The following is an 18,228-nucleotide window of genomic DNA, read 5'->3' on the forward strand; positions in this document are numbered from 1 at the left end:
CTCGTTCGGCCAGCAGCGCGGGGGTTCAGTTGTCGGCGTCGGCGATGCGGGCATCCGCCTCGCGCACGGCCTCGCAGAAGCGCCGCATCAGCGCGGCATCCTTGAGACCCTTGGCGCTCTCGACGCCGGAGCTCACGTCAACGGCCCAGGGCCGGACGCTCATGACCCCATCGATCACGTTTGCAGGACTCAACCCACCAGACAAAACGACCGGAAGGGGCACGTGGGCGGGAACCAGAGACCAATCGAACGCCTTTCCACCTCCACCGTAGCCTTCGACGTGGGCGTCGAGCAACAGGCCGGCGGCGCTCGCATGAGCGGAAGCGAAGTCTAGCAAAGCGAGCCCCGGCGCCATGCGCGCAGCGCGCAGGTAGGGGCGCTTGAACCGTTCGCAATCTGCGGGGGTCTCGTCGCCGTGGAACTGCAGCAAGGCGTTCGGCACGGCATCGAGCGCCGCTTCGACGTCCTCGGCGATCGCATTGACGAACAGGCACACCGGCGTGACGAAGGGCGGCAGGCGCCGCGCCAGTTCGGCGGCGCGGGCCAGGCTGATCGCGCGCGGGCTCTTCGGATACAGCACGAGGCCGATCGCATCGGCGCCGCACTCGACGGCGGTATCGACATCGGCCTCGCGTGTCAGGCCGCAGATCTTGATGCGCGTGCGCGTGGTGAGCGACTTCATCCGAACCAGTCCATCGCAGGGGTGTGCTCGGGGATCCCGAGCGCCGGATCGTACTGCGGTCCGACGAAATACAGCCCCTCGGCGGCAAAGGTCGGTGCCGCGGCGTCGCGGTCGCGCGCGGCGAGCACGGCGTCGATCCAGCCCGGCGGCTGGCGCCCGCTGCCCACGGCGACCAGGCAGCCCATGATGTTGCGGATCATGTGGTGCAGGAAGGCGCTGCCGTGGAAGTCGAGGCGCCAGTAGGCACCACGCCGCGTGATCTGAATCGCGTACAGCGTCTTCACCGGGCTCGCCGCCTGGCACTCGGAGGAGCGGAACGAGCTGAAGTCGTGCTCGCCGATCAGCCGCGCGGCGGCGGCACGCATCGCATCGCCGTCGAGCGGTCGGAACACCCAACCGGCCTGGCCGTCCTCGAGCGCCGGGCGCACCGGCGACTCCAGCAGCAGGTAGCGGTAGCGCCGGCTGCGTGCGCTGTTGCGGGCATGAAAGCCAGGCGCCACCTCGCGGCACCACTGCACCGCGATGTCCTGCGGCAGGTAGCGGTTGCAGCCGCGCACCCAGCTGAAGGGTTCGCGCTCGACCGGGCTGTCGAGGTGCACGACCTGGTTCAGGCCATGCACGCCGGCATCGGTGCGGCCAGCGCACAGCGTGGTGACGGGTTGGTCGACGAAAGCCGACAGCGCAGCCTCGAGCTTGTCCTGCACCGTGCACCCGCCGGGCTGGCTCTGCCAGCCCTGGTAGGCGGTGCCGCGGTAGGCGATGCCGAGGGCGACCCGGCGGATCACCCCAGCTCGTCGAGCATGCTCTGCGCCTTGGACTTCAGCGTGCCGCTGCTCTTGGCGATCACCTCTTCGAGCAGGTCGCGCGCGCCTTCCATGTCGCCGATCTGGCGGAACTCTTCGGCCAGCTCGAGCTTGCGGGCGATCGGGTCGGCTTCGTCCGCTGGCAGCTCGGACGCCGGCGGCGCCACCGGCAGGGTTTCGTCGGAATTCGCGCCCGCCAGCGAGAACTCGCCGAAGTCGAGCGACGGCTCCGTGCTCGGCGCGGGGGCCGGCGCCTGGCGCGGTAGCGGCGCGGTCAGGTCCAGCGACAGGTCGTCGAGGTTGAAATCCATCGTCGACGGCGGCGGCACCGGCGTGCCGGTGCGCTTGGAGATCGTCACCGGCTCGTTCGAGAAATCGAAGTCGAGGTCGATGTTGCCCGAGCCGGCGGCGGTGGCTTCGGTGGTCAGCGGCCGGGTCATCTCCACCGCCGACGGCGGCGGGATCGTCGGCGTCTCGTCGAGGTCGAGATCGAGGTCGAGCGCGCTGTTCGGCGGCTCGACCGGCAGCGTCGCCTCGCCGGGGTAGGTCTGCTGCGACGGCAGCACCGACTGCGGCAGGGTCGTCGCGCCGAGCGGCTCGGCGACCACCTGGCCGTCGCGCATCACCTCCTCGGGACGGCCGCCGGGCTGGTACAGCGCGTTGTTCGGATCGATGCCGCGGCCCATCTCCTGGGCCTTCTCCCAATCGGCGCCGGTGCCCTGCGTGATCGAGAACAGCTGCGTCGCGAGCAGCTCGAAGCCCTTGGTGTCGCGCCGCTTCGCATAGACCTCGAGCAGCTTGGTGCGGATCGCCAGGCGGTCGGGCGTCGTGCGCATCGCCTCCTTGAGGATTTCCTCGGCCTGCAGGTCGCGGCCGTAGGCCAGATAGACGTCGGCCTCGGCCACCGGATCGACATCGCCGATCGCATCGAGCTGGCTCAGCGAGAAGCCCATCGACGAGGTGCCGGCCGACTGGTCGGTGGTGTCGACACGCTGGCCACCGCTGGCGCCGAAGAAGGAATCGGGCTGGACGCGGCTTTCAAGGAACGAGGTCTCGGTACGGTCCTTGCGCGGACCGCGGCCGCGGAAGCGGTAGTAGGCCAGGCCGGCGAGCACCAGCGCGAGGATGCCGGCGCCGGGCAAGGCGAGCGGACTGTCGACGATGGTGTCGAGGAAGCTCGGCTCCGGCGCGGTGGCCGGGGTCGGACGCGCACCGCCGAGCGACGGGGCCGACGGTGCCGGCGGCTTCGGTGCCGCGGCGACGGGGGCCGGCGCGGGCGCGGGGGCCGGCGGTGCGGCCACCGGGGGCGCCGTGGCCGTGGCCGGTGCCGGGGTCGGGGCCGGAGGAGCCGGGGGCGTGACCGCGGGTGCGGGTGCCGGAGCGGCAGGCGTTTGCGCGGCGGACGTGCCCTGCTGCAGCTTCTTCAGCTCTTCGACATTGCGCGTCAGCTCGGCCACGCGGGTCGCGCTGTCCTTGCGCTCGGTGGATTTCGACACCTGCGACTCGGGCGTCGAGGCGGCCTGGGACAACTTCAGCTTGTCCGGCGTCGGCGCGGCCGACTTGCGGTCTTCGACCGCCGCCTGCACCTTGCCCTTGGCCTGGCGGGTCGCCTCGACGGTACCGGCGGCCGGCGCACCTTCGGCCAGGCGCTGGCGATAGCTGCCGAAGTCGGCGCTTTGCGCGACGATGGTTTCACGCGCATCGGCCGGCGTGATCGCCTTGACCGTCTCGGCCGCAGGCACCGACAGCACGACACCGGACTTCAGCCGGTTCATGTTGTTGCCGATGAAGGCGTCCGGATTGCCGCGGAACAGGCCGACCAGCATCTGGTCGAGCGCGACGCCCGGGCGCTGGGTGCGCGAGGCGACACGCGACAGGGTGTCGCCCGGCCGGACCGTGTACTGGTCGCCTCCGACCGCCGCTGAAGGAGCGGGCGTCGGCGCCGGACGCGGTGCTGCAGCCACCGGCGGCGGCGCGGGAGCACGTGTTGCAGGTGCCGGTGCCGCGGCGATCGGCGCCGGGCTCGGCGCGGCCGGCAGCGGTGCCGGCGCAATCGACGGCGCGACCGGCGCCTGCGCCTGCACCGGCGGCGCGGTACGCATGTTCGGCGGATCGACGAGCAGCGTGAACTCACGGACCAGGCGACCGGTCGACCAGGTCAGCTCGAGGATCACGTCGATGAACGGTTCCTGAATGGCGCGGTCGCTCTGCACGCGCAGGTAGGGCCGGCCATCGGGGCGGCGCGCCAGCACGGCCTGGGTGCCGGCGAGCACGGCGTGGTATTCGACGCCGGCGGCGCGGTAAGCCTCCGGCGACGCGATGCGCACCGAGAGCGTCGACGCTTCCTCGGAGCTCAGCGTCGTGATGTCGATCTCGGCGCGCAGCGTCTCGCCAAGCGCAGACTGCACGTTCAATCGACCCAGCCCCAGGGCCCAGGCATCGACGGTGGTGGACCCCAGCGCGGCGGCGGCGGCCAGCGCGAGGGCGGTACGGGCAGTGAGGAACGTGCGTTTGTTCAAGGCGTCTCCACAAAAGCGTCGGCGGACCCGTTCAGGCCCGCCGCCAGAGCAATCATCTCAGTCCATCGCCGGGCCACCCCCCGCCTGCCCCTACCGATGGGCGACACCGTTGCCGGTGTGCTCGGGGGCGCTAGAGACCCGGCAAACGCCTGGCGCACAGCCTAAATGCCCGAAACCACAATAGCATCAAGCATATAGACTGACAAGCTCATGCAAAACCTGACGTTCTGACCGATCCTGCACGAGCTGTTGCGACTGGTTGCTAAATGTTGCCGCCCGACAACGGGTCACTGATCGAGCAGGATGCGCAGCATGCGGCGCAGCGGCTCGGCGGCGCCCCACAGCAGCTGGTCGCCGATCGTGAACGCGCCGAGGTAGTCCGGGCCCATCGCCAACTTGCGCAGCCGGCCGACCGGGATCGTCATCGTCCCGGTCACAGCCACCGGCGTCAGGTCGCGGATGGTCGCCTCGCGCGTATTCGGAACCACCTTCACCCAATCGTTGTCGGCGGCGATCATCGCTTCGATGTCGGCCAGCGGCACATCCTGCTTCAGCTTGAAGGTCAGCGCCTGGCTGTGGCAGCGCATCGCACCGACGCGCACGCAGAAGCCATCGACCGGCACCGCCGCGCTGCCGAAGCCTTCGCCCTGGCCGAGGATCTTGTTGGTCTCGGCCATGCCCTTCCACTCTTCCTTGGATTGGCCGTCGCCCAAGTCCTTGTCGATCCACGGGATCAACGAGCCGCCGAGCGGCACGCCGAAGTTCGCCGTCTCTTCGGCGCTCAACGCACGCTGCTTGGCGATGACCTGGCGGTCGATCTCGAGGATGGCGCTCTTCGGATCGTCGAGCAGCGCCTTGACCGAGGCGTTGAGCGTGCCGTACTGGGTCAGCAGCTCGCGCATGTGCTGCGCGCCGCCGCCCGAGGCCGCCTGGTAGGTCTGCGTGCTCATCCACTCGACGAGGCCGGCCTTGAACAGCGCGCCGACGCCCATCAGCATGCAGCTGACGGTGCAGTTGCCGCCGATCCAGTTCTTGCCGCCCTTGGCCAGCGCGTTCCTGATCACCGGCAGGTTGACGGGGTCGAGGATGATGACCGCGTCGTCCTTCATGCGCAGCGTCGACGCCGCGTCGATCCAGTGGCCGTTCCAGCCGGCGGCGCGCAGCTTCGGGAAGACCTCGGTCGTGTAGTCGCCGCCTTGCGCGGTGATCACGATGTCGCAGCGCTTCAACTGCGCGATGTCGAACGCGTCCTGCAGCGTGGTTTCGTTCTTCGCCTGCGCCGGGGCGCGGCCGCCGGCATTGCTGGTCGAGAAGAACAGCGGTTCGATCAGGTCGAAGTCACCTTCGGCCTGCATGCGATCCATCAGCACGGAACCAACCATTCCGCGCCAGCCGACCAATCCAACGAGAGCCATGTCAGTACACCTTTCCAGTCAATCCGGACCCCAGGTTCCCTGGCTCGAGTCGCCGGGGTCCAGGTGTGGGGCGAAACGAATCCGGAGCTGGGTCAGCTCTTGGTAATGGTGGTAATGGTTTTGACAGAGGCGCCACGGACGGCCGCAACCACGGCATCACCCATGTCGCGCGTGCTCACCTTCTGCGTTCCCTCGGACCAGATGTCGGCCGTGCGCAGGCCGGCAGACAGCACCGAACGCACCGCGGATTCGATCCGGTCGGCGGCTTCGGCTTGGTCGAGGGAGAAGCGGAGCATCATGGCAGCGGACAGGATTGTAGCCAGAGGATTGGCGATTCCCTTGCCCGCGATGTCAGGCGCGCTGCCGTGGCTCGGTTCGTACAGGCCCTTGTTGTTGCGATCGAGCGAGGCCGAGGGCAGCATGCCGATCGAGCCGGTCAGCATCGCCGCCTCGTCCGACAGGATGTCGCCGAACATGTTGCCGGTGACGACGACGTCGAACTTCTTCGGCGCCTTGACCAGTTGCATCGCCGCGTTGTCGACGTACATGTGCTCGAGCTCCACGTCCGAGTACTGCGCATGGACCTCGGTGACCACGTCCTTCCAGAACTGGAAGGTCTCGAGCACGTTGGCCTTGTCGACGCTGGTGACCTTCTTGCCGCGCTTGCGGGCGGCCTGGAACGCGATGTGCGCGATGCGCTCGATCTCCGGCTTCGAGTAGCGCATCGTGTCGAAGGCTTCCTCGGCGCCGGGGAAGTGGCCGTCGACGGCCACGCGGCGGCCGCGCGGCTGGCCGAAGTAGATGTCGCCGGTGAGCTCGCGGATGATCAGGATGTCCAGCCCCGCGACGAGCTCCGGCTTCAGCGACGAGGCATGCGTCAGCTGCTCGTAGCAGATCGCCGGACGGAAGTTGGCAAAGAGGCCGAGGTGCTTGCGCAGGCCGAGGATCGCCTGCTCGGGCCGCAACGCGCGCTCGAGCTTGTCGTACTTCCAGTCGCCGACCGCGCCGAACAGCACCGCGTCGGCGGCCTTCGCCAGGTTCAGCGTCGATTCGGGCAGCGGGTGGCCATGCGCCTCGTAGGCGGCGCCGCCGACCAGTGCCTGCTCGCTCTCGAACTGCAGGTCCAGCGCCTTCAGCACCTTCACGGCTTCGGCGACGATTTCGGTACCGATGCCGTCGCCCGGCAGGATCGCGATCTTCATGGGGATGTCTTTCGAAGGATCAGTGGGAATCTCGGGGGTCGGCCAGCCAGTGCACCAGGCGGTACTCGCAGGCCTTGAAGACGACATAGGCGGCCATCGCGACGAAGCCGCTGACCAGCAGCTCGGCCAGCTGCATCGCGCCGCCGTCCATCAGGCCGTCCCAGCCGTGGTCGAGCAGCAGCGCCCCGTTGGCGCGCAGCAGGAAGAACAGGTTCAGCGTGCCCAGGCCGAAGCCGAAGAAGGCGAGCGTCATCACGACGTAGCTGAGCCACAGGCGGCTCAGCACGATGCGATGGAACCAGCGCTTGATCGCCGCCATGGCTTGCGCGCGTCAGAGCTCGCGGTGCGCGAGCCAGGGCATGCGCGCCAGCCGCTCGGCCTCGAAGGCCTTGATCTTGTCGGCGTGGCGCAAGGTCAGGCCGATGTCGTCGAAGCCGTTGACGAGGCAGTACTTGCGGAAGGGCTGCACGTCGAAGCCGATCTCGCTGCCGTCGCCCTTGACGATGACCTGCCGCGGCAGGTCGATCGTCAGGCGATAGCCCGCAAAGGCATGGACTTCGTCGAACAGCTGGCTCACGGTCGACGCCGGCAGCACGATCGGCAGCACGCCGTTCTTGAAGCAGTTGTTGAAGAAGATGTCGGCGAAGCTGGGCGCGATCAGCGCACGGAAGCCGTACTGCTCGAGTGCCCAGGGCGCGTGCTCGCGGCTCGAGCCGCAGCCGAAGTTGTCGCGCGCGAGCAGGATCGACGCGCCGGCGTAGCGAGACTGGTTCAGCACGAAGTCCGGGTTCGGCTTGCGCGTGGCCGGATCCTGGCCGGGCTCGCCGTGGTCGAGGTAGCGCCACTCGTCGAACAGGTTCGGCCCGAAGCCGGCGCGCTGGATCGACTTCAGGAACTGCTTCGGGATGATCGCGTCGGTGTCGACGTTGGCGCGGTCCATCGGGGCGACGAGGCCCGCGTGCACGGTGAAGGCTTGCATGGAAGGAGTCCTCGTCAGATGCGACGGATGTCGACGAAATGGCCGTTCAGCGCGGCCGCGGCGGCCATCGCCGGGCTGACCAGGTGGGTGCGCCCGCCCGCACCCTGCCGGCCTTCGAAGTTGCGGTTGCTGGTCGACGCGCAGCGCTCGCCGGGCTCGAGCCGGTCGGCGTTCATCGCCAGGCACATCGAGCAGCCGGGCTCGCGCCATTCGAAGCCGGCGGCCTTGAAGATCTCGTGCAGCCCTTCGGCCTCGGCCTGCGCCTTCACCAGGCCCGAGCCCGGCACGACCAGCGCCAGCCGCACGTTGCTCGCCACCTTGCCGCCGATGCGGCGCACGACGGCGGCCGCTTCGCGCATGTCCTCGATGCGGCTGTTGGTGCACGAGCCGATGAAGACCTTGTCGATGCGCACATCCGCAATGGCCTTGTTCGGCTCCAGCCCCATGTAGGCCAGCGCGCGCTCGATCGCGCCGCGCTTGACCTCGTTCTTCTCCTTGTCCGGATCGGGAATGCGGTCGTCGATCGACAGCACCATCTCGGGCGAGGTGCCCCAGGTGACCTGCGGCTTGAGCTGGCTGGCGTCGAGCTCGACCACCTTGTCGAAGTGCGCGCCGGGGTCCGAGCGCAGCGTGCGCCAGTGCGTGGCCGCCTGCTCGAACTCGACGCCGCTCGGGCTGAACGGCCGACCCTTGACGTACTGGATGGTCGTTTCGTCGACGGCCACGAGGCCCGCGCGCGCGCCGGCCTCGATCGCCATGTTGCACACCGTCATGCGGCCTTCCATGCTCAAGGCGCGTATCGCCGAGCCGCCGAATTCGATCGTGTAGCCGTTGCCGCCGGCGGTGCCGATCTTGCCGATGATCGCCAGCACGATGTCCTTCGCGGTCAGGCCGCGCGGCAGCTGGCCGTCGACCTTGACGAGCAGGTTCTTGGCCTTCTTCGCCAACAGCGTCTGCGTCGCCAGCACGTGCTCGACCTCGCTGGTGCCGATGCCATGCGCCAGCGCGCCGAAGGCGCCGTGCGTCGACGTGTGGCTGTCACCGCAGACAACCGTCATGCCCGGCAGCGTGGCGCCCTGCTCCGGGCCGATCACGTGCACGATGCCCTGGCGCTTGTCGAGGAACGGAAAGTACGCCGCGGCGCCGAAGGCGGCGATGTTCTTGTCCAGCGTCGTGATCTGCTGCTTGCTGATCGGGTCGGCGATGCCGTCGTAGCCGCGCTCCCAGCCGGTGGTCGGCGTGTTGTGGTCGGCGGTCGCGACCACCGAGCTGACGCGCCAGACCTTGCGGTTCGCCAGGCGCAGGCCCTCGAAGGCCTGCGGGCTGGTGACCTCGTGCACCAGGTGGCGGTCGATGTACAGCACGGCCGTGCCGTCGTCTTCGGTGTGGACGACGTGCTCGTCCCAGAGCTTGTCGTAGAGGGTGCGGGCGGCGCTCATCAGTACCGCCCGGCCGTTCCGAAGGTACTGAGCGCCCCCTTGGGGGGCAGCGAACGGAGTGAGCGTGGGGGTGTCATGTCAAGGCTTCCTCGGTCGGGGGCGGGATTGTCGCGCTGCGGGCTTCGGCTCGGAAGCCGTTGCTGCAGGCGCAGGGGAATCGGATGCGGTCGGGCACAGCGCGTCGACGAAACGCTGCACGACGGTCGGCAGCACCGGCTGCGGCTTGACGGCCAGCAGGTAGTGGCGGCGCGCCCAGTCCTCGTTCAGCGCCAGCGGCTGCACGGCGAAGATGCGGCTCGCGCGCTCTGCCACCACGGCGGGCAGGATCGCAACGCCGAGACCGGCCTCGACCAGCTGCGCGATGGCGTCGAAACCGCGCACCTGCACGCGCTCGGCCAGCGGCCGACCGAGCGCCTGTGCGCGTTCGCGCATCAGCTCGTGTGCGGCGGCGCCGAGGTGCAGGCCGACGATGTCGAAATCGAGCAGCGCGTCGAAGGCCACGGCGCGGCGCCTGGCCAGCACATGGCCGCGCGGCACCAGCACCGCGAGCGTGCCTTCGTGGTACGGCCGGCATGCGAGCTCGGCCTCGTGCTGCGGCGGCACGAAGATGCCGACATCGGCGCGGCCGCTGGCGACCGCCGCTTGCACCTCGGCGCTGGTCAGGTCTTCCAGACTGATGCGGATGCCGGGATGGGCCTTCGAGAACGTTGCCAGGTCGGCCGGCAGCCATTCGGCGATCGCGCTGGCGTTGGCGGCGATGCGCAGGTGGCCCTTGACGCCGCGCGAGAACTCGACGACCTCGCTCTCCAGCGCATGCAGCGATGTGTTCAGCGAGCGGATGTGGCGCACCAGCGCCCGGCCCGCCTCCGTCGGCTCGACGCCACGCGCGCGGCGCTCGAACAGCGCGACGCCGAGCCGCGCCTCGAGGTCCGACAGCCGCTTGCTCGCCGCGGCCAACGCCAGGTGCTCGCGCTCGGCGCCGCGCGTGATGCTGCGCGTCTCGGCGATGGCGAGCACGAGGTTCAGGCTGGTGAGGTCGAAGCGCATGGCAGTCGTTGGCAAGACCGCGATGATGCGCGAAGGCTTGCAGTCCTGCGCACGGGAAACCGAAATCCAGGATTCGCGGATGGCGAAGGCTGCAGCGTCGTGCAGCCGCCGGCGCGGCCCCCTTCACCGCGTCACGACCGTTGCTGCGCCGCCAGCACCTCACGCACCGCCGCCAGCTGCCGCCGCGACACCGCGAGCCAGTCGCCGTTGCTCATCTGCAGCGACCAGCCCTCCTCGCCCTCGTCGTCGGCGCGGCGTTCGAGCGCGCGCACGGCCGAGACCGCGACGACCGCGTTGCGGTGCACGCGCAGGAAGCCGGGGCCCAGGCGCTGCTCGAGGTCGGCGAGCGCGTCGTCGAGCACCCAGCGGCCGCGCTGGCTGCACAGCGTCACGTACTTCTGCTCGGCCTTCAGGTAGAGCACTTCGGTCGCCGGCACGCGCAGCACGCGGCCGCGGTCGCTGACCACCAGCGTCGGCCCGGACGGCGCGCTCTCGGCGTGCTGCGCGCGCCGTTCGGCGACGCGCAGCAGCGCCGCCTGCAGGCGCTCGCGCCGCACCGGCTTGGTCAGGTAGTCGGTGGCATCGACCTCGAACGCGCGCAGCGCATGGTCGGCATGCGCGGTGACGAAGACCACCAGCGGCGGCTCGGGCTGGCGGCGCAGGTCGTCGGCGAAGTACAGGCCGTCGCGGCCGGGCATCGCGATGTCGAGCAGCACGACGTCGCAGGCCGTCTGCTGCAGCAGCGCCAGCGCGGCGGCGGCATCGCCGGCTTCACCGACCACGCGCGCCGGCGGCTCGGCATTGCCTTCGACCAGGCCGCGCAGGCGCAGGCGAGCCAGCGGCTCGTCGTCGACGATCAGCACGGTCAGCGGCGGGCGTTCGGTGGTCATGTCAAAGAGGCAGGTCGATGCGGGCACGGAACAGGCCATCGACGATGCCGGTCTCGAGCCCGGCGGCGACATCGTGCAGCAGGCGCAGCCGTTCGCGCACGTTGGCCAGGGCGATGCCGCTGCCGGGCGGGCCGGGCTCGTCGGGCAGCGTATTGGTGACGATCAGCTCGACCATGCCCAGCCGCGCCCGCGTGCACACCTGGATGCGGCCGCCGTCGAGCGCCGGCTCGATGCCGTGGCGCACCGCATTCTCGACCAGCGGCTGCAACACCAGCGGCGGCACGCGTGCCGCGGCGGCGGCCGGGTCGAGGTCCCAGGCGATCTGCAGCCGGTCGCCGAAGCGCAGCTTCTCGATCGCCAGGTAACGCTGCGCGAGCTCGATCTCCTCGTCCAGCGTCACCGCGGCGCCGGTCTCGGCGAGTGCCGCGCGGAAGAGCTGCGCCAGGTCCTCGAGCACGGTCTCGGCACGGTCGGGGTCGATGCGCACCAGCGCCAGCGCGGTGTTCAGCGCGTTGAACAGGAAATGTGGCCGGATGCGCGACTGCAGCTCGGCAAGGCGGGCGCCGATCTCGATCGGCTGCGCGGCGCGCGAGCGCAGGCCGAGCCAGCTCCAGACCATCGTCGCGATCGCTGCGCCACTGGCCGCTGCCGCGCCGGCGGCGTACGCCGTCGGCGGCGCAAGCGCCAGCACCGCGATCGAGCCCCAGCCGACCACCGCGGCCAGCGCACCGAGCAGCGCCACCAGCACCAGCCGCACGCGGCGTCGCCGCCGGCCGAGCCAGGGCCGCAGCCCGCAAACGGTCGGCAGCCAGATCAGGCTGGCGCCGAGTGAGGCGAAGGCCAGCGTCGCCGAGTTCGCCAGCCATTCGCCGAGGCTTGCCGCCGCCGGCAACGCGGCCACAGCCACGGCCACCTGCACGAACACCATCACGCGCAGGCACAGCGCGGGCCGGCAGAGGTCGAACTGCGAACTCAGGCGTTCGCGTTCGCGCAGCTCGTGGTCGTGCAACGGGTCGAAGCGGCTCCGCTCGAAAAAGGCACTGCGGCCGTGCGGCTGCCGCGTCGTGTCGGGCCACAGGCTCGCGGGGCGGCTGTTCGATTCACCCGAGCGATGCGTCGGTGTCTCGGGTTCGGAACGGGTCGGCGTGGCCATCTGGACTCAGTCGGCGTCGGGCCGCTCCCAAGCCGACTGAACGCACCCTCGGGGGGCAGCGAGCAACGCGAGCGTGGGGGCTGGCATCTCCGTCGAGTCCCGTCATGAGAGGTGGCCGGGATAATACGGGCTTCGGCCGCGCACCCGTGCAGCCCGTTCCTCGCCTTCCACCGCAGCATGTCCGGCAATCAACTCGACAAGAAGTCCCAGGCCTGGTCGGCCCTGTTTTCCGAACCGATGAGCGAGCTCGTCAAGCGCTACACCGCGAGCGTCGGCTTCGACCAGCGCCTGTGGCGTGCCGACATCGACGGCAGCCTGGCGCATGCGCGCATGCTGGCCGCGCAAGCCATCATCGGCGCGCAGGACCTGGCCGACATCGAGCGCGGCATGGCGCAGATCGTGTCGGAGATCGAAGCCGGCACGTTCGAATGGAAGCTCGAGCTCGAGGATGTGCACCTGAACATCGAGGCGCGGCTGACGCAGCTGGTCGGCGACGCGGGAAAAAGGCTGCACACCGGCCGCTCGCGCAACGACCAGGTCGCCACCGACGTGCGGCTGTGGCTGCGCGGCGAGATCGACCGCATCGCGCCGCTGCTCGGCGACATGCAGCGCGCGATGGTCGAGCTGGCGGCTCAGCATGCCGACACCGTGATGCCCGGCTTCACGCACCTGCAGGTGGCGCAGCCGGTGAGCTTCGCGCACCACCTGCTGGCCTACGTCGAGATGTTCGCGCGCGACGCCGAGCGCCTGGCCGACGTGCGCAAGCGCCTGAACCGCCTGCCGCTGGGCGCCGCGGCGCTGGCCGGCACCAGTTATCCGCTCGACCGCCATGCCGTCGCGCGCACGCTCGGCTTCGACGGTATCTGCGAGAACTCGCTCGACGCCGTCAGCGACCGCGACTTCGCGCTCGAGTTCGCCTCGTTCGCCTCGATCACGATGGTCCACGTGTCGCGGCTGGCCGAGGAGATCGTGCTGTGGATGAGCCAGAACTTCGGCTTCATCGACCTGGCCGACCGCTACTGCACCGGCTCGTCGATCATGCCGCAGAAGCGCAACCCCGATGTCGCCGAGCTGGCGCGCGGCAAGAGCGGCCGCGTGGTCGGCCACCTGATGGCGCTGATCACGCTGATGAAGGGCCAGCCGCTGACCTACAACAAGGACAACCAGGAAGACAAGGAGCCGCTGTTCGACACCGTCGACACCGTCTCCGACACGCTGCGCATCATGGCCGAGATGGTCGCCGGCATCGTCGTCAAGCCCGAGGCGATGGAGCGCGCCGCTTTGCGCGGTTACGCGACCGCCACCGACCTCGCCGACTACCTGGCGAAGAAGGGCCTGCCCTTCCGCGATGCGCACGAGATCGTCGCGCATGCCGTCAAGCGCGCGATGCAGCAGGGGGTCGACCTGGCGGCGCTGCCGCTGGCCGAGCTGCAGGCTTTCCATCCGAAGATCGAGGCCGACGTGCTGCCCTGCTTAAGCCTGCGCGGCTCGCTGGAAGCGCGCCGCGTCGCCGGCGGCACGGCGCCCGAGCAGGTGCGTGCGCAGGTCGCGCGGCACCGCGTGCGACTCGGCTGACGCGTCGTTCGAGCGCTAGAACGGCAGCGTCAGCTCCAGCAGCAGCAGGTGCTGGCGCCGCCCTTCGAGTGCACCGAAGGCCGGCCCGGCGTGGAAGCGCGAGGCGATCAGCTTCAGCACCGGGCCTTGCCACTCGTCGAGCGCCAGCACCAGGTCGATCGCCGTGCCCAGGCGCGCGAAGCGGCCGGCCGGCTCGGTCGACACGTGCGCGCCGCGCAGCTGCGGCGAGGGCACCTGCTGGCGATAACGGTGCAGCACCAGGTCGATCGAGCTGCCGTCGAGGATCGACAGGCCGGCGCCGAGGCTCCTGATGCGCAGGTTCGACAGCTCGGGCTCGAGCAGCACGCCGTAGTGCGGGTAGCGTTTGACGCCGCCGTTGCCGGCCTCGTTGGCCTGCAGGCCGGTCTGGCGAAAGTTGCGGTCGGTGGCGGCATCGGGCGCGCCGCCCGAGCCCTGCGCGAATCCGGCGAACAGGCGCGGGTCGTGCTCGCCCGACAGCGTCCAGCGCAGCCCGGCGTCGAAGGCCCAGCCGCGCAGCCGGTGCCGCTGCATGCTGTCGACCACCCCCGGCGCCTCGTCGCCATAGCGGATGCGGCGTTCGCGGCCGCGCAGCAGCGCGCCGTCGAAGCGGTGATCGAGCCGACCCGCGGCGCCGAGCTCGATGCGGCCGTGCGCACCGATGCCGAACCAGGTGCCGTCGACGTCCGACTCGTCCTGCGCCGCGGCCGCAACGACCTGGCCCGGCGTCTCGGCAGCCGAACGGTCGCGCTGGTGCAGCAGCATCAGGTGGCGCTCGAAAGCCTTGTCGTGCGACCAGGTGGCCTGCGCCAGCCAGCGCCGCACGCGCTGGCGCTCGGGATCGATGCCGCGGCGGTCGCTGCGCACGCGGGCCTGCTCGCGCGCCAGCGCGGCGATGACTTCGAGATCGTCGACGTCGTAGCTGGCGCGCAGCGCGTCGAGCTCCTCGTCCCACCACCAGCGCCGCTCGTCCTCGAACTTCAGCCGCCCGATGTCGACATCGACGCCGCTGCCGCGCAGGTTGCGGCGGTGCAGCCAGAACTCGCCCCGCTCGACGAAGCGTGCCGTCGGCCCGCCGGCGCTGCCGGCGACACGTTCGCGCTCGGCCGCCAGGCGCAGCTGGGCGAAGGCCGACCAGTGCTCGTCGAACGGATAGAAGGCCTCCAGCTCGAGCACGCCGACGCGCTGCGAACGCTTGCGCGCCGCGCCGCCCAGGCCGGGCGCGCGCTGCGTGCCGAGCTCGAGCACGAGCTCGCCGCTCAAGGTGAGCGGCCGCCCGGCCAGGTCGATGGTGTGCGGATGGTCGGGCCGGCGCTTGTCCTCGCGCTCCGTCAGTCGCTCGCGCAGGCTCTCGGTGCGATGGGTCTCCAGCTGGGTCGGCGGCGGCTCGGCGGCCGCTGCCGCGGTGATGAGCACACTGCACAAGCCGCAGCACAGGCTGGTCGGCATCATGCGTGCAGGTCCCGTCCGGTTTGGCGACCGGCGATGTTAGCGGCGACCAGCGGCGCGGGTCTCACCGGCAGCAGCGGTAGCCGATCCCGATCGAGGCGCTGACGGCCTGGTCGCGTGGCGTCAGCGGACTGGCCGCCGCGCCGCCTTGCAGCGAGCTCAGGCCGACCTGCGCATACAGCACCCAGTGCGGCGCCAGCGTGGTCGCGACGCCGGTGCCGATCGTCCAGTCGCGCAGCCCGGCGCCGGGCCGGTAGACCGCCGGCGCGCCACGCGCGTGCGCCGCCGGGTCGATGCCGTACCAGGTCTGCATGTGACGGGCGTCGGCCCAGGTCAGACCGGCCGCGGCACTCCATTCGCTGCGCTCGCCGAGCGGGTGGCGCCAGCCGATGCCGGCACCCAGCAGCGCCCCGCCGCCGCGTCCGAGCACATCCTGCGTCAGCGACGCCGACAAGGTCCATTGCCGGTCGAGCGCCTGGCTGGCGTAGACGCGGGCGCGCAAGGTGCGCGGGATGTCGGGCAGGCCGCTGAGCGTGGGCGAGCGCGCGGCGCGCCGGCCACTGTCGATGCGCGCGCCGATGCCGAGCTTGAAGCCGTCGGTCCTCAGCAGCTCCGCGCTGGCGCCCGAGCCACGCGCGCCGTTGCCGAAGTCCATCAGCTGCGCCGAGCGCGAGGTGCCGATGCGCCAGCGGCCGTGCTGCAGCACCCACAGCGGGCGCAGGCGCAGCTCGTGCTGCCCCGCACCGGCGTAGATCGGCGACCAGGCCAGCGCGCCGCCGAGCGCCCAACGTGCCTGGGGCTCGCCGTCCTGCGCCGGCGCCGCGGCGGCAGCGCAGCTCAGGGCCAGGGCGGTGCAGGCACGAGCGGCAGCGGTGGTCATGCCCGCAGCATCGGCGGTGCGGCTTAGCACTCGCTTAAGCCGGGCGCGGCGCACTAAGTCCGGCGTAAGTCGTGCCGGCGCACACTGGCGCGGCTACGATCTGCCGCTGCTGCCCGCACACCTGCCGAATGCGCCTGCTCCTCGTCGAAGACGACACGATGATCGGCCGCGGCCTGCGCCAGGCGATGGCTGCGGCCGGCTTCGCCGTCGATTGGGTGCGCGACGGCCGCACCGCCGAGCTGGCGCTGGCCAACGGCGTCTACGACCTGGCGCTGCTCGACCTGGGCCTGCCGCGCCAGGACGGCCTGACGCTGCTGCGAGCCCGGCGCGGCCGCGGCGACGCGACGCCGGTGATGATCGTCACCGCGCGGGATGCCGTGGCCGAGCGCGTCGCCGGGCTCGACGCCGGCGCCGACGACTACGTGCTGAAACCCTTCGACCTGGACGAGCTGCTGGCGCGCGCCCGCGCCCTGCTGCGCCGGCACCACGGCAGTACGTCGCCGCTGTTGCGGGCCGGTGACCTGGTGCTCGACCCGAAGCGCAAGCTGCTGACGCTGCAGGGCCAGCCGGTCGAGCTGTCGGCGCGCCAGCTGGCCTTGCTGGAAGCGTTGATGCGGCGGCCCGGCGCGGTGCTGTCACGCGAGCAGCTCGAAGAGTCGGTCTACGGCTGGGGCGAGGAAGTCGACAGCAACGCGATCGAGGTGCACCTGCACAACCTGCGCCGCAAGCTCGGCAGCCAGCGCATTCGCAACGTGCGCGGCGTCGGCTACCGCATCGCGGAGGATTGATGCGCTCGCTCGAGCGCCAGTTGCTGGCCTGGCTGCTGGCCGCGCTGCTGTTCGGCACCGCGGTGCTGGCCACGGTGTCCTACGTCGTGACGCTGGAGGAGGTCGACGAGACCTTCGACGACAGCCTGCGCCAGATCGCGCTGGCGGTGGCCGGCACGCCCGGCGGCGCGGCCGCGCTGCCGCCGCGCCCGGCGCGCGCCGCGGTCGACGACGACCGCAGCGAGATCGATTTCGTCACGCAGGTCTGGACGCCGGACGGGCAGCTCGCCTACAGCTCGCACCCGGGCCTCGAGCTGCCGTTCTCGCGCCGCGAAGGCCATGCCCGCATCAGAGGCAGCGACGGCAACGGTGGCGATTGGCACCGCTACACCGTGGTCACCGAACAGCGCGTCGTGCAGGTCGCGCAGCGTGCCGACGAGCGCAGCGATTTCGCGCTCGACAGCGCCCTGACGGTGATGTGGTCGCTCGCGGCGATGGTCGGCGTGCTGGCCGCGTTGCTGGTGGCGGCGCTGCGGCGCGGGCTGCGCCCGCTCGGCCGCGCGACGCGCAGCGTGGCCGAACGCAGCGCGACTTCGCTCGAGCCGATCGGCGAAGCCGGCCTGCCGCGTGAGCTCCAACCGCTGCTGCGGGCGATCAACGAGCTGCTGCAGCGGCTGTCGGAGGCGCTGGCGACGCAGCGCCGCTTCGTCGCCGACGCGGCGCACGAGCTGCGCACGCCGGTGACCGCGCTGCGGCTGCAGCTGCAGCTGCTGCAGCGCGCCGACGATGAGGCCGACCGCGCGGCGGCGCTGGCCGAGCTGGCCAGCGGCATCGAGCGTGCGCAGCACCTGATCGAGCAGTTGCTGCACCTGTCGCGGCTGGAGCCGGACGCGGCCACGCGGCCGTTCGAGCCGGTCGACCTGGGCGCGCTGGCGCGCGCGGTGGTCGGCAGCCTGAGCATCAAGGCCGACCACAAGGGCATCGACCTCGGCGCCGATGCCGAGCACGGCCTGCGCGTGCCCGGCGACGTGCACCAGCTGACGATCCTGCTGAGCAACCTGGTCGAGAACGCGCTGCGCCACGGCCGCAGCGGCGGCATCGTCGACGTGCGGGCGGACCGGCTCGGACCGCACCCGATGCTGCAGGTGATCGACGACGGCCCCGGCATCGCTGCATCGGAACGCGCCCGCGTGTTCGACCGCTTCTACCGCGGCGAAGGCGCCCGCGCGGAATCGGCCGACGAAGGCTGCGGCAGCGGCCTCGGCCTGGCCATCGTCAAGGCGATCGCGCAGCGCCATGGGGCCGACGTCAGCCTGCACGACGGCCCCGCCGGCCGCGGGCTGGAGGTGCGCGTCGTCTTCGCTGCCGCAGCGCCGCCCGCGGCAGCCGCGGCATGAGGCGCCGGCCGCA

The 18,228-nt window shown here is 70.9% G+C and carries 16 protein-coding genes; 3 read left to right on the plus strand and 13 right to left on the minus strand.

Features of this window, described 5'->3' with window-relative positions:
* Positions 1–25: 25 nt before the first annotated feature.
* From HLB44_RS27790 to HLB44_RS27840, 11 genes are all read right to left on the minus strand, one after another.
* Complete coding sequence (locus HLB44_RS27790; RefSeq protein ID WP_173130676.1) at positions 26–682, minus strand: phosphoribosylanthranilate isomerase; 657 nt, start codon at positions 680–682, stop codon at positions 26–28.
* Positions 679–1,467: a tRNA pseudouridine(38-40) synthase TruA gene (gene truA, locus HLB44_RS27795; protein ID WP_425500868.1), complete on the minus strand. Its 789-nt coding sequence runs from the start codon at positions 1,465–1,467 to the stop codon at positions 679–681. The genes HLB44_RS27790 and truA overlap by 4 nt, the downstream gene beginning before the upstream one ends.
* Positions 1,464–4,004 (minus strand): motility hub landmark protein FimV, encoded by a 2,541-nt coding sequence (locus HLB44_RS27800; RefSeq protein ID WP_217283822.1) that lies wholly within the window; start codon positions 4,002–4,004, stop codon positions 1,464–1,466. The genes truA and HLB44_RS27800 overlap by 4 nt, the downstream gene beginning before the upstream one ends.
* Positions 4,005–4,291: 287 nt before the next feature.
* On the minus strand, positions 4,292–5,419 hold the full coding sequence (gene asd, locus HLB44_RS27805; protein ID WP_173130679.1) for an aspartate-semialdehyde dehydrogenase: 1,128 nt from the start codon (positions 5,417–5,419) through the stop codon (positions 4,292–4,294).
* A gap of 92 nt (positions 5,420–5,511) precedes the next feature.
* The gene (gene leuB, locus HLB44_RS27810) at positions 5,512–6,621 is read right to left on the minus strand and encodes a 3-isopropylmalate dehydrogenase (protein ID WP_173130683.1); all 1,110 of its coding nucleotides are present in this window, start codon (positions 6,619–6,621) and stop codon (positions 5,512–5,514) included.
* A gap of 19 nt (positions 6,622–6,640) precedes the next feature.
* Positions 6,641–6,940, minus strand: a complete 300-nt coding sequence (locus HLB44_RS27815; RefSeq protein WP_173130686.1) for a hypothetical protein — start codon at positions 6,938–6,940, stop codon at positions 6,641–6,643.
* 12 nt (positions 6,941–6,952) lie between these two features.
* The gene (gene leuD, locus HLB44_RS27820) at positions 6,953–7,600 is read right to left on the minus strand and encodes a 3-isopropylmalate dehydratase small subunit (RefSeq protein WP_173130689.1); all 648 of its coding nucleotides are present in this window, start codon (positions 7,598–7,600) and stop codon (positions 6,953–6,955) included.
* 14 nt (positions 7,601–7,614) lie between these two features.
* Positions 7,615–9,039, minus strand: a complete 1,425-nt coding sequence (gene leuC, locus HLB44_RS27825) for a 3-isopropylmalate dehydratase large subunit (RefSeq protein ID WP_173130692.1) — start codon at positions 9,037–9,039, stop codon at positions 7,615–7,617.
* Positions 9,040–9,117: 78 nt separating this feature from the next.
* Positions 9,118–10,086, minus strand: a complete 969-nt coding sequence (locus tag HLB44_RS27830; RefSeq protein WP_173130695.1) for a LysR family transcriptional regulator — start codon at positions 10,084–10,086, stop codon at positions 9,118–9,120.
* Between the two features lie 131 nt (positions 10,087–10,217).
* Positions 10,218–10,976, minus strand: a complete 759-nt coding sequence (locus HLB44_RS27835) for a LytR/AlgR family response regulator transcription factor (protein ID WP_173130698.1) — start codon at positions 10,974–10,976, stop codon at positions 10,218–10,220.
* A gap of 1 nt (position 10,977) precedes the next feature.
* Positions 10,978–12,129 (minus strand): sensor histidine kinase, encoded by a 1,152-nt coding sequence (locus HLB44_RS27840; protein ID WP_173130701.1) that lies wholly within the window; start codon positions 12,127–12,129, stop codon positions 10,978–10,980.
* Between the two features lie 177 nt (positions 12,130–12,306).
* Here HLB44_RS27840 and argH point away from each other — a divergent pair, with 177 nt between their 5' ends.
* Positions 12,307–13,704: an argininosuccinate lyase gene (gene argH / locus HLB44_RS27845; RefSeq protein WP_173130705.1), complete on the plus strand. Its 1,398-nt coding sequence runs from the start codon at positions 12,307–12,309 to the stop codon at positions 13,702–13,704.
* A 15-nt stretch (positions 13,705–13,719) separates the two neighbouring features.
* Here the strand turns inward: argH and HLB44_RS27850 are convergent, their stop codons facing one another.
* A complete protein-coding gene (locus tag HLB44_RS27850) occupies positions 13,720–15,174 on the minus strand; it encodes an alginate export family protein (RefSeq protein WP_173130708.1) in 1,455 nt (484 codons plus the stop codon).
* A gap of 61 nt (positions 15,175–15,235) precedes the next feature.
* Positions 15,236–16,051, minus strand: a complete 816-nt coding sequence (locus HLB44_RS27855; protein ID WP_173130711.1) for a MipA/OmpV family protein — start codon at positions 16,049–16,051, stop codon at positions 15,236–15,238.
* Positions 16,052–16,179: 128 nt separating this feature from the next.
* Between HLB44_RS27855 and HLB44_RS27860 the strand changes: the two genes are divergently transcribed.
* The gene (locus HLB44_RS27860; protein ID WP_173130713.1) at positions 16,180–16,839 is read left to right on the plus strand and encodes a response regulator; all 660 of its coding nucleotides are present in this window, start codon (positions 16,180–16,182) and stop codon (positions 16,837–16,839) included.
* Positions 16,839–18,215, plus strand: a complete 1,377-nt coding sequence (locus HLB44_RS27865; protein ID WP_173130716.1) for a sensor histidine kinase — start codon at positions 16,839–16,841, stop codon at positions 18,213–18,215. The genes HLB44_RS27860 and HLB44_RS27865 overlap by 1 nt, the downstream gene beginning before the upstream one ends.
* Positions 18,216–18,228 lie beyond the last annotated feature (13 nt).

The organism is Pseudaquabacterium terrae, assembly GCF_013266755.1.
Taxonomy (GTDB): domain Bacteria; phylum Pseudomonadota; class Gammaproteobacteria; order Burkholderiales; family Burkholderiaceae_C; genus Pseudaquabacterium; species Pseudaquabacterium terrae.